This is a genomic window from Undibacterium sp. Ji50W (assembly GCF_049340445.1).
GTDB lineage: Bacteria > Pseudomonadota > Gammaproteobacteria > Burkholderiales > Burkholderiaceae_D > Undibacterium.
In genome coordinates this window covers 909,066-921,035 of the sequence record NZ_JBMPOX010000001.1, presented here as the reverse complement: position 1 = coordinate 921,035, position 11,970 = coordinate 909,066, and the positions used below count along the sequence as shown (strand labels likewise).

The 11,970-nt window shown below is 51.6% G+C and carries 9 protein-coding genes; 1 reads left to right on the top strand and 8 read right to left on the bottom strand.

Annotated features, from left to right (window positions below; all coding sequences use genetic code 11):
• Window position 1: 1 nt before the first annotated feature.
• On the bottom strand, window positions 2-2,875 hold the full coding sequence (locus tag ACO0K9_RS03910; RefSeq protein ID WP_422981956.1) for a TonB-dependent receptor: 2,874 nt from the start codon (window positions 2,873-2,875) through the stop codon (window positions 2-4).
• Between the two features lie 495 nt (window positions 2,876-3,370).
• Here ACO0K9_RS03910 and ACO0K9_RS03905 point away from each other — a divergent pair, with 495 nt between their 5' ends.
• Entirely contained in the window at window positions 3,371-4,972 is a 1,602-nt protein-coding gene (locus ACO0K9_RS03905; RefSeq protein ID WP_422981954.1) for an ABC-F family ATPase, read from the top strand.
• Between the two features lie 133 nt (window positions 4,973-5,105).
• Here ACO0K9_RS03905 and ACO0K9_RS03900 read toward each other — a convergent pair whose 3' ends face one another.
• From ACO0K9_RS03900 to ACO0K9_RS03870, 7 genes are all read right to left on the bottom strand, one after another.
• Window positions 5,106-5,672 (bottom strand): hypothetical protein, encoded by a 567-nt coding sequence (locus ACO0K9_RS03900; RefSeq protein ID WP_422981952.1) that lies wholly within the window; start codon window positions 5,670-5,672, stop codon window positions 5,106-5,108.
• Between the two features lie 115 nt (window positions 5,673-5,787).
• Window positions 5,788-6,069, bottom strand: coding sequence for a hypothetical protein (locus ACO0K9_RS03895; RefSeq protein WP_422981950.1), 282 nt, complete (start codon window positions 6,067-6,069; stop codon window positions 5,788-5,790).
• 3 nt (window positions 6,070-6,072) lie between these two features.
• Window positions 6,073-7,956, bottom strand: coding sequence for a ferrous iron transporter B (gene feoB / locus ACO0K9_RS03890; RefSeq protein WP_422981948.1), 1,884 nt, complete (start codon window positions 7,954-7,956; stop codon window positions 6,073-6,075).
• Window positions 7,956-8,255, bottom strand: coding sequence for a FeoA family protein (locus tag ACO0K9_RS03885; RefSeq protein WP_422981946.1), 300 nt, complete (start codon window positions 8,253-8,255; stop codon window positions 7,956-7,958). The genes feoB and ACO0K9_RS03885 overlap by 1 nt, the downstream gene beginning before the upstream one ends.
• 394 nt (window positions 8,256-8,649) lie before the next feature.
• Window positions 8,650-9,807, bottom strand: a complete 1,158-nt coding sequence (locus ACO0K9_RS03880; protein ID WP_422981944.1) for a dipeptidase — start codon at window positions 9,805-9,807, stop codon at window positions 8,650-8,652.
• 175 nt (window positions 9,808-9,982) lie between these two features.
• The gene (locus tag ACO0K9_RS03875; RefSeq protein ID WP_422981942.1) at window positions 9,983-10,351 is read right to left on the bottom strand and encodes a hypothetical protein; all 369 of its coding nucleotides are present in this window, start codon (window positions 10,349-10,351) and stop codon (window positions 9,983-9,985) included.
• A gap of 194 nt (window positions 10,352-10,545) precedes the next feature.
• Window positions 10,546-11,967, bottom strand: coding sequence for an efflux transporter outer membrane subunit (locus tag ACO0K9_RS03870; protein ID WP_422981940.1), 1,422 nt, complete (start codon window positions 11,965-11,967; stop codon window positions 10,546-10,548).
• Between the last annotated feature and the right edge of the window lie 3 nt (window positions 11,968-11,970).

The following is an 11,970-nucleotide window of genomic DNA, read 5'->3' as shown; positions in this document are numbered from 1 at the left end:
TTCAGAACTTGGTGTTCACACGGGTATAAAAGTAGCGGCCACGTACATCGTAGGTGTATATATCGAAATTGATAGGATTGTTGGCAGCCGATGCCGGTGGTTGCTTGTCAAAGAGGTTGTCTATGCCCATGCCTATGCTGGTTTTGCCATCGCTGAAGTTATACGACAGTTGCAAGTCGTGATACAGCGTGCCCGGCACGTTACCGCCATTGACTGCATTGTTGGGCACATCAGCGGTTGGGCCGATATAACGCGCTTTCCAGCCAGCGGTGATGCTGGAACCGATATAGCGCAGCGAAGCCTGGGCTTTCAGATGCGGGAAGGTCGAACGTGGCTGGTCGGATTTGCCGGCACGTTCGTCTACCACGATAGAACCATCTGGCTGTGGTACATAGGATTTGTAATGCTGCAGATAGGCCAGGTCAAGCGCTGCATCGATCTTGGCACCGGCGACCGGGACCAGATAGCGCAGCGTTACGTCCACCCCTTGCACTTCAATACGTGACAGGTTAACCAGTGCCTGTGTCAGTTGCAGGATCTCGCCGGTATTGGCGCGTTGTACCAGATTACAGAAGGTGCCGGTCTGGGCGCAGGCGGTCAGGATCTGGGTGGCAGTCTGAGAGGCGATGGCGTCCTTGATCTTGATCTTGAATTGATCGAGGGTCACGCTAAACCCTTTAAGCTGTTCTGGCGCATAAGTAAAACCGACAGAATAAGTATCTGCGCTTTCAGGCTTCAGGGTAATGTTGCCGGACGTGACGCCACGTGGAATGCCGCTGCTATACAGGGACTGGTTGTAGCTGGTGGGAATGCCGGCGCAACCTGGTAAGCCAGCGCCGCCGCCGTTACATGGGTCAACTGCCGGGAAACTGGTTTGTTTCACACCCTGGTACAGCTCAAGGATGGATGGTGCACGGAAACCCTGGGAATACGTGCCGCGCAACAGCAGCGAATTGAACGGGCGATACAGCACGCCGAACTTGGTAGTCGCCTTGCCGCCTACGGTGGAATAACGCGAATAACGTACTGCCGCATCCAGTTCCAGTTTTTTCACCCATGGCAGATTCGCCAGCAGCGGAGCGCTCAGTTCGGCATAGGCTTCGTTCAAGTAGTAAGAGCCAGCGGTTGGGTTGCGCGCTGCTGCCGAGGTGGTTGCCTGTGCTGCACCGGATACCAGTGGCAGCACGCTTGAAGCCTGCGAGACAAAAGGATCGGGGCTGTCGTACGCCATTTCGCGACGATATTCATAGCCAGTGGCAATGCCCAGCGGGCCGCCTTGCAGTTCCATCAGGTTGCGTGTGGCATTCATACTGAAATCAGTCTGGCTGGTGCCGTTGGTATCATGCGAGTACGAACGGATATAGTCGGCCATGGCTGGCGTGATGGTGCCAAACAGGTCAATAGGCACGCAACCTGGCGCGGCAGCACAGGTGGCTGGCGAGGTCATGGTGCGGTAGAGGTTGTCGAAATTGACGCCATTCCTTTGATCGAAGCTGGCTTTGTTTTTCGAATAGGACAGTGTTGCATCCCAATTCCAGTCACCCCACAGAGAGACCGTGCCTTCCAGGCCGAGCAGCAGGCGACTCATCTTGACATCTTGCAGCACTTCGCGGTTGCCGACCTCGACCGGTACACGCTGGATACGGAAGGTAGAACCAGAAAAGCCGAGCGCATTGGCCGCCGGGACGCCGTTGGCAGTACCGAACGGGTTATACGCCTGATCCTTGGAAATCGAATATCCGTTGCTGCCGCGAATATCCAGCAGGTAGGGTGAGAATAGTTGTGACGATTGGCGCATGGTATAAGTGGCTTCCAGATGCGCCGTTATATCGGGCGTGATCTCGTAGGTCAGGCGACCGAACAAACCAGCAGTTTTGCTGGGGCCAGTGGCATACATACCCTGGGTCTGCTGGTTGTAATAGTCACCGGGCAGGGTAGCGGTGTGGAAGCTATTGTCTGCCGTAGAACTGGCACCTATGCTGGTGACGCCGGTATTGCGAGTGACGGCATTGGCTGCATTCGATGCAAAACCAGTCGCGGTGCCGAAATAGGCGTTATTCGACAGGCCTGGTAATACATACAGACCTTGCGGGCTGGTACCAGGAGCGGTCAGCGGCGACAGTGCCACTTTGGTCAGATCACGGTCTGCTGACAAAATAGGGCGGGAATCGTTCATGCTACCTGACAGGAAGACCGATCCCTTGTCGAAGCGTTTGCCCCAGTTCAGGAAGCCATTGTAATTTTCATCATCATTACGGGATGAGGTGCCCAGGCGCATATTGGCTTCGAAACCGTCGAGCTTGCGCTTGGTATGAATATTTACCACACCAGCGATCGCATCGGCACCATAAATGGCCGAGGCACCGTCTTTCAACACTTCAACGCTGTCAATGATGCCCAGCGGAATGGTGTTCAGGTCCGTGAAGTCGCGGAAGCCGCGGCCACCCGCGGCATTTACCCAGCGGTGGCCATCGACCAGTACCAGAGTACGGTTGCCACTGCCTTCGGCGCTGCCAAGGTAGCGCAGATTGATGGAACTGACGCCGTAGGATGTACCCTGGGTGCCGTTGGAATTGAGACTGACGCCGGCATTCGGCAACGCCTGCATGATGTCGCCGAGCGAGGTCGGTGCCGCGAATTTAAGGTCATCCTTGGTCAGGGTCAGCATGGGACCGCTGGTTTCCGTATCCCTGCGGGCGATGCGTGATCCCGTCATCACCACCTGCTGGATCGGGGCCGAGGCATCATCTTTTGCCGGTGTCGCGCTGGCCGGGGCTGCAGCGGGTGCCTCTTGTCCGTGTGCGAAATGTGTTACAGCCAAACTGAGTGCTACCGCACTGCGCGCCGCTATCGCCTTCCTGTTCTTCATTTTCATAATCGTCCCTGGGGTTAGTGATGCCACGGCAATTTTGCGTTTGCTATTACCTGAGACGATAGTAGGTGGGCCTCAATGCATGATGCAATATTATGATAATTTCGGATTGTCGTATGCAAAAATGGTATGAGGATAAGGTGGTTTGAACGGCGTTTCAGAGTGAGAAAAGGATGTTTCAGGAAATGTTTCTATGGGGAAATTGCGCTGATTGCTGTCGTACAAAAAAGACGATGTTATAAAAAAACAACAGCCTTTGATGCTGAAGAAGCTGTCAGGGCGCGTTGACCTAGCCCCAAAAAACACGTTTTAAGCAAAAAAGTGCTGCGCGCTATTTTTAGACTTATTCCGGCAAGCCTTCCATTTGCCAGCCTGAAAAGCTCAAATCTGGCAGGCCATAAAGAATTTCTCTATAAATCATGGGCTTGCCAATGGGGAGGTAAAACCGCAATGCTATAATGTGAGGTTAATCCTCATATTTATTGCAAAAGGTTTTCTGTGCTTTCTACCGCAAATATCACCATGCAGTTTGGCCCCAAGCCACTGTTTGAAAATATCTCAGTCAAATTTGGCGAAGGTAACCGCTATGGCCTGATCGGTGCCAACGGCTGTGGCAAATCCACCTTTATGAAAATTCTGGGGGGCGATCTTGAACAGTCTTCTGGTACCGTCATGCTGGATCAGAATGAGCGACTGGGTAAATTGCGCCAGGATCAGTTTGCCTTTGAAGACAGGCGCGTGCTGGAAGTGGTCATGATGGGCCATACCGAGATGTGGGCAGCGATGGCGGAACGGGATGCGATTTACGCTAACCCGGAAGCGACTGATGATGACTACATGAAGGCTGCCGACCTGGAAGCCAAATTTGCCGAATATGATGGCTACACCGCTGAAGCGCGCGCTGGTGAATTGTTGCTGGGCGTGGGCATACCAATTGACCAGCATCAGGGCACCATGAGTGCCGTTGCACCCGGCTGGAAGCTGCGTGTCTTGCTGGCCCAGGCGCTGTTTTCCAATCCGGATATCCTGTTGCTTGATGAACCGACCAATAACCTGGACATCAATACCATCCGCTGGCTGGAAGACATTCTGAATGAACGTAATTCCACCATGATCATCATTTCCCATGATCGCCATTTCCTGAATCAGGTATGTACCCACATGGCGGATATGGATTACGGTACCTTGAAAGTGTATCCGGGTAACTATGACGACTACATGCTGGCATCATCCCAGGCACGCGCACAGCAAATGGCCAACAATGCCAAGGCCAAGGAAAAAGTCGCAGAACTGCAAGACTTCGTCCGTCGTTTCTCTGCCAATAAATCCAAGGCGCGTCAGGCAACTTCACGTGCCAAGCAGATTGACAAGATCAAGATTGAAGATTTCAAACCATCCAGCCGTCAAAATCCTTTCGTACGTTTCGATGGCGAAAAGAAATTGCATCGCCTGGCTGTAGAAGTGCAATCCTTAAGTAAAGCTTACGATAAGCCATTGTTCAAGAATGTGGACCTGATGGTGGAAGCAGGTGAAAGAATCGCGATCATCGGTGCCAATGGTATCGGTAAAACCACGTTGTTGCGTTGCATAGGTGGCGATGACATTACCGGCATGCACGCTGATTATGGCATTGTTAAATGGGCAGAAAATGCCAATGTCGGTTACATGCCGCAAGATCCTACCGAAGAATTTGCATCAGACAAAAACCTGACTGACTGGATAGGTCAGTGGACGCAGGAAGGCGATGATGATCAGGCCGTGCGTTCCATCCTGGGGCGCTTGCTGTTTGGCGGTGATGACGTCAAAAAATCAGTCAAGGTTTTGTCGGGCGGTGAAAAAGGTCGCATGATGTATGGCAAGCTGATGCTGGGTCGCCATAATGTTTTGCTGATGGATGAGCCTACCAATCATATGGATATGGAATCGATCGAGTCACTGAATATCGCGCTGGAAAAATATGCCGGCACCCTGATTTTCGTGTCGCATGATCGAGAATTTGTTTCATCTTTGGCGACGCGCGTACTGGAAATCAAGGAAAATAAAATTGTCGACTTCCAGGGCACGTATGAGGAATACCTGAGCAGCCAGGGTATTGAATAAGTGCTGCCAATAACAGCAAGTTGCAAAACAAAAAGCCAGGGGTACCTGGCTTTTTGTTTATCTGCATGAAGCATGAATGATGTCTGATTGCACCAGTTGTGGCTAATGAGTGAGTTTCAGGATTGATTTTGTATCAGGCACTGCCGTCGTTTAATAACTGGTCCAGTCGATCACGCAGGCTGCGTGCCATTTCCGGGCCCTTGGCTTTTTGCACGGCCTCTACATAAGCCTGCCGGAGTCCACGGAAATCGTCGATGGTCGATGCCCGTTCCACTTTCAATTGCAGGCCATAACCACGCAAGCCTATGGCACTTTTAATGGTTTCATTGAAGAAGTTATGCAGTGCCTGGAAACGTTCTGCATCTGTCATTGCAGGCAGGCTGGGGGCTGCCGCTGTAGCGGGTTCGCTTGGCTTGGTCACTGGTGCTGCTGGCGTCGCTGGTGTGCCAGAAGAGGCGTGCGTGTTGCTTGCTGCCGGTATTGATTGGACTGTGATTGCAACAATGAAATCTTGCTCCAGCAGCTCTTGCATGTTTTGTTCGGTCAGGCCCAGTCCTGTCACTTTCCTCATGATGTCGTCATTCGTATGCTTGCCATCCACCATGACCAGCAAGGTCCGCAGGCGTGATGCTAACTGATGCTTACGGGTCGCAATTTCTTCACGCCCTTTTTCGGTCTTGTCGTAGATGATTACTGTCATATCCCGCTAAAGCCCTTGTTTGTCTCAAAAGTCCCAAAAATTGTATCTATTTTATGTTTTGAGGATACATCAATTCCGGCTGACTGCCAACGGCAGGCAGAGCGTGAAACAGGTGCTATTTCTGGGCTGGCAAATTTTTGATCAGCTTGATAGTCTGTTCTGGAGACTGCGGCTTCGAACAATGATTGTTTGACGCAGTATTGTTGGACGCGCAGCCGCCACATCCAGAACCACAGCCATCGCTCTGTTTTGACAAGCCGTCAAGCACGGGCACAAGGGCAGGGTGGAGGCTCTGGAAATAAATTTTGATCCTGTTTTTTGTGGCCTTGGGCATGTATTTCAATAGCAGGTATACGCTGGCCAACAGCAATAACAAGCTGGCAATCAGGTTTTGCATTTCTCATCTCCCCAGCAGGTAAGTTGACATATGAAAGGTCAGGAAAGAAGCCAGGTAGGCCAGACCAAACAGGTAAGCTGCCATCATGACCGGATAACGCCAGGTATTGGTTTCGCGTTTCACCACGCTCAGTGTCGCCACGCATTGCGGTGCAAACACATACCAGGCCAGCAGTGACAGTGCGGTCGGCAGACTCCAGGACTGGGCAATCAGCGGTTCCAGCGAGCGACTCAGTTCTTCGCCAGACTGTGACAAGGCATATACAGTCCCCAGGGCTGCAACGGCGACTTCACGTGCCGCCAGGCCAGGTACCAGGGCGATACAAATTTGCCAGTTAAAGCCTATCGGGGCAAATACAAATTCCAGCAAGCGCCCCAGTTGACCGGCAATACTGTAATAAATCGCCGGCTGATCTGCATTTGCCGGCGCACCGGGAAAGCTGCTGAGGAACCACAGCAATATCATCAGCGATAAAATGATGGTACCGACACGTGTGGTAAAGATCTTGATTCTCTCCCACAGGCCCAGCACCAGATTGCGCAGATTCGGCCATCTGTAATCGGGCAGTTCCAGCATCAGCGCCTGTTGGTGGATGTGGCTACCCCATTTTTTCTTGAAGAAAAAAGCCACCAGCATGGCCGAGACTATGCCTGCCAGGTACAGAAAAAACAGCACCAGGCCTTGCAGATTGAGCACGCCCCACACGGCTTTGTCGGGAATGAAGGCAGCAATGATCAGCGCGTACACCGGCAAGCGGGCAGAGCAGGTCATCAACGGCGCAATCATGATCGTCACCAGGCGATCACGCGAATTTTGTATGGTTCTGGTCGCCATGATGCCGGGAATGGCACAGGCAAAGCTGGACAGCAGGGGAATAAAAGCGCGTCCGGATAAACCGACTTTGCCCATGACCTTGTCCAGCAAGAACGCAGCGCGCGGCAGATAGCCCGAATCTTCCATCACCAGAATGAAAAAGAACAGGATGACAATCTGCGGCAAAAATACCAACACGCTGCCGGCACCGCCAATTACACCCTTGACCAGCAAACCCTGCAAGATACCCGGCTGCAAGGCCGCTTCCACGGCAGCACCGCTTGCATCAATGACGGATTTGATCATGTCCATGGGCATTTGCGCCCAGGCAAATACTGCCTGGAATACCAGGAACATCAGGGTTGCAAAAATCACGGGGCCAACGACAGGGTGCAATACCCAGCTGTCCAGGCGATAGCTGAGGCTGATGTCATTGGCCGCATCAGCGGCTTGCGATACGCTCAATTGCAATACCGCATTGACTCTTTCTTGCAGCGCTTCGGGGCTTTGATTGGTCAGCGCATGTGGCGTGATATTGGCCGACGGCACCAATTGCTGCGCCAGTGTTTCAAGTTGAGTCAGCAAGGCATCAATGCCCTGTGGATCAACCGCGACTGTTTCAACTACCGGTATGTTCAGTGCCTTGCTGATGGCATCGATGTCGATATGGATATGGCGTTTTTTTGCGATATCCATCATATTGACTGCCAGAACCATGGGCTGACCAAGGGCGATCAGTTCCAGCACCACCCGCAAGCCACGTCGCAAGTTGGTGGCGTCTACCACGCATACCACGGCGTCTGGCATGGCTTCGTCGCTATGATTGCCGGTGACTACCTGCTGGGTGATTTCTTCATCCGGGGTGGCTGCATGCAGGCTATAAGTGCCCGGCAAATCCAATACCTGCCAGTCACGCCCCGCAGACGAACGAAACTTGCCTTCTTTGCGTTCTATGGTGACGCCAGCATAGTTGGCTACTTTTTGCCGCGCACCCGTCAATCTGTTGAACAGTGCAGTTTTTCCGCAGTTGGGATTGCCGACAAGAGCGATACGCGGAGAAAACAATTCTTTCACTATTTTCCTACTTTTCCTGAGTGAGTAACGCCAATTAATGCCGCTTCAAAGTTTCTTAGTGCAAAAGTGGATTGGCCAATTCTGACTGCCAGAGGCTCACCACCAAAATAGCCTTTATGCAAAACCTTTACCGGTTCACCTTTCACAAAACCCAGTTCTTTCAAACGGCGGGTAATATTGAAAGCAGCATCACTTTTTGCATGATCCTGATCTTGTACATCAAGCACTATCCCTGAATCACCGACTTTCATCTGATTCAAAGTCATGGCGCCCGCTTGTTCAAATGGCAAATCATGCATGATGAGCTTCCCGTAAAGAATAAATGCTAAACCTAAATGATAATGAGAATATATATCAATACGGATTTTGTTTCAATCGTCATGACGTGTAGTGCCACTTGATTTGATCCAGCACAAGCAGAGCTTCGTGGGAAAATATGAAATTAAATGCCTATTAAGCATTTTTCTATTTAATTGTTGCAATTTACATATTATTTTCTTTTTGCATAAATGTGCCTAACTTCATCACGCAATAATTGAATACCCATGAAAAAACTTCGTTTGCAAGTAACCGATCCCTGAGTGGCGTCATTTTCAGCACCCAATAACATCGGCACAATACTCGCAAGGTTTAACAATATGGATCGGTAGATCGTTCAATGAAGGTTTCGATGAATGCTTGTGATTTATTGAGTCAATCTGCCTTGCCGTGCCTGGTAACTTGATCGAATACGCGCAAATAATTTCCACCTACTATTTTGCCGACTTCCGTTTTATTAAAATGTAGCAGTAGCTGGCCGACAAATTCGGGGAACTCTGCATAGGAAGAAAATATTGGCGGATGCATTGCTTCTTTATCGGTGCCGATTGCCACATGGTCGATGCCAATTAAATCCGCCAATTTTGCGATACCCACCGCATAGTCTGCGAACCCGGAAAATGAATGCGCGTTCGCCCAGATGCCGATAACACCTCCGGTATCAGCCACCAGCTTCGCATGGTCGGCACTAATCCAGCGCGATTGAAATTTCGGCGCGGCGGAATAACCGGTATGTGAAAGTATTAAAGGGGTGCTGGAGACGTTCGCGATCTGATTCGCCGTAGCGAAGGTAGCATGTGCCACGTCGACAACCATCCCAAGTCGATTGCATTCCCGCACTACATCGAGGCCATACGGCGTTGCACCTCCGTAGAGCGGTGCTTCGGTTTGAATATCGCCCAGTGCATTGTCCATGCGGTAGTGCACAAGTTGCCAATGGCGTATTCCTCTCTTGTAGGCGATTTGCAGGTGTTCGATTTTCCCTTCAAGAAAATCGCTTCCTTCAACAGCAAGAATAACGCCGGCTGATTTTTTTTCTTTACTGGCCTGTAAATCTGCCAGGGTCAAAACCCGCTGAAGGCCTTGCTGAGCAATCATGCGGTCGACAAAATCCAGCCTATTGACCATGTATGCATGTAATTCGCCGGGTTTGGGTTCGCGCCGGGCAAAGAGCTTATTTTTCTTATTGGTAGACAGAAGTATGCTGTCTGAAGCCAATGAAAGACAGATAGCCGATAATCTTCCCTGTTTCATGGGAGAGGAAATATCCTGGGCAATAGCATTGTGGCCGAGGATGCCGCCGGCATGGCTATGTATGTCAACAGAAAGAACTGAGTCAAGCAGGGCTGTTGCCCGCTCATGCAAGCTCGATTCGACGTCCTGTTCTATAGAGAATGATGGTGCTGGAAGACTAAAGTATAGCGCACTTCCCGCCACGCATTGTAAGAAACTGCGTCGCGATTTCGTGTGACCACATTGTAGTTTGTTGACATGGAGGGAGCTTTTCAATTTACGTCCCAATAAAGCGATCATTCAAGATCAATATAGTCGTTGATAGTTTGTATTAGAGAAATTTTGATTGATTCTTTTAGGCATTGAGTTGCTATTTTATGAGATCACTTAAAGTGGGGAATGACAGACCTCGGCATTCCTTGTGTGGTGCAAAAAATTTGGAGATGCTGCATACATAGAATTGGATTCAGTTGTTTCATTTTTCTAAATGTTCGTTTCTGAAACGTTCATTCGCCTCGTCCAGATGTTTCACAAGTACATGTGAAATGATATTGACCCCTATGCCACCGAACATGACGGGTAGAATATACAAAGCGAGTGATACTTCAGAAACAAACACCGTATCGTCGGCCAGCGAGGGCGTCAATTTGGCTGCAGCCGCAAGCATTCGCAGGAAGTAGACATCCAGCCCTGCGATTGCCACCAGTGCAAAACCAAGCATCAGCGTGGTTTGTCGTGAGATGGCTCGTTTCATCATCAAGACACTATACAAGCCAAACGGTAGTACGAAAGAGGTCAGCATCATCAGCCAGAATTTGAGCTCTGAAAATACGGTGTTTTCCATAAACATTTTCTACATGTGTTTTTTATATGACGATGTCAGGCATCCCATCTCAGAACCTGCTTACGATCTTACTGCGCGTGCGTGATCGGGGTTCATGCGCTGCTCACAATGCTCATGTACTTAGAGTACATTCCGCTTTTTGCGCTGCTCTTCACCCCGCTGACGCTCGCTCGCTACAGATCGTAAACACGTTCTCAGGCATCCCATCTTCCAGCAACATTTTTTAATAGCTGACTGATAGCCGCCAGTTGGCGGTTGCGTACACTGAGCAAACTGCTTTCACTGCTGAATGCAGATGCCTGTGCAACCACGACGTTGAGATAACTGACGGTGCCAGCGCGATATTGATCAAGCGTGATTTCCAGATTGCGCTGGGCGGCCTGCAGTGCTTCTGATTGCAATTGCGCTTCCTGCTGCAATTGGGCATTTAAGATCAGGTTATCTTCGACTTCCTGCAAGGCTGTTAACACCACCTGCCGGTAGCTGGCAGTCAGTTGTTCGGCGCTGGCACGGGCCTGGGCGCTGGCCAGTTTTCTTTGACCGCTATCAAAAATGGATTGCGTCAGGCTGCTGCCCAGTGACCATAAAAAGTGAGGTGCACTGATCAATTGCCCCAGGGATGTGCCACGATATCCTGCACTGGCAGACAGTGACAGCGAAGGAAAGTAAGCCGCATCCGCCACGCCGATTTGCGCATAGGCGCTGGCCACGCGTCGCTGCGCAGCCGCAATGTCTGGCCTGCGTTCCAGCAGGTTTGACGGCAGCATGGCTGGCACCACTGGTGCCACAGGCAAGCTGGCGTCATGGTTTATGGTCAGTTCAGCCGGCTGGGTGCCTACCAGCACGGCGATGGCATGCGCCAGCACCGCGCGTTGGGCGGTCAGGTCAGCGCGTTGGGCCTGGGCGCTTTTGAGCTGGGTCTGCGCCTGCAGGACATCGGTGCGACCGGCAACCCCGCCTTCATAGCGTGCCTGCGTCAGTGACAAGGAGCGTTCATACGCCTGAATGCTGCGATCACTGAGTGACAACTGGGCATCAATAGTGCGCATGGAAAAATAGCTTTGTGCCAAGGTGGCCTGCGCCGACAGCCGGGCTGACGCTAAATCGGCCATGCTGGCTTGCAGGGTGGATTGGGCCCCGGCACTTGCCTGTGACAGACGTCCCCACAGGTCGACTTCCCAACTTGCATTGGCAGTCAGGGACATGCTGTTGCTGGGATTGCTGGCATTGGCGGACGTGGTTGCCGTCGGGCTGGCGTCGCGGCTGGCACTTAAACCGGCCGACAGGCTGGGGTACATGGCACTGCGGCTGGCTTCCAGCGCAGCACGCGCATTGGCGACCTGGGCAGCAGACACCTTGAGATTTTGATTATCGATGACCAGGCGGCGTTCCAGCTCATCCAGTACCGGGTCCTTGAACAGGGTCCACCAGTTGTCAGGTACCGGCGTAGCTGCCGCGTTTCCCTGTAGCCATGCACCACTTTCCTTGAACTGGTCGGTGGCGACAACGGGTGCCGGCGGATCAACTTTGGTGACTGCGCAAGCGGCCAGCATCATCGGTGCAAGCAGGGATGTCAGCAGCGGGGCAGTATATGTGTGACGAAGAGCAAATTTCATGAA

Coding starts and splice junctions, on each gene's coding strand:
- ACO0K9_RS03895 (WP_422981950.1), bottom strand. CDS start 6,069: ATGCAAAACCTGATTGCCAGCTTGTTATTGCTGTTGGCCAGCGTATAC.
- ACO0K9_RS03880 (WP_422981944.1), bottom strand. CDS start 9,807: ATGATCGCTTTATTGGGACGTAAATTGAAAAGCTCCCTCCATGTCAAC.
- ACO0K9_RS03870 (WP_422981940.1), bottom strand. CDS start 11,967: ATGAAATTTGCTCTTCGTCACACATATACTGCCCCGCTGCTGACATCC.
- ACO0K9_RS03900 (WP_422981952.1), bottom strand. CDS start 5,672: ATGACAGTAATCATCTACGACAAGACCGAAAAAGGGCGTGAAGAAATT.
- ACO0K9_RS03910 (WP_422981956.1), bottom strand. CDS start 2,875: ATGAAAATGAAGAACAGGAAGGCGATAGCGGCGCGCAGTGCGGTAGCA.
- ACO0K9_RS03875 (WP_422981942.1), bottom strand. CDS start 10,351: ATGGAAAACACCGTATTTTCAGAGCTCAAATTCTGGCTGATGATGCTG.
- ACO0K9_RS03885 (WP_422981946.1), bottom strand. CDS start 8,255: ATGCATGATTTGCCATTTGAACAAGCGGGCGCCATGACTTTGAATCAG.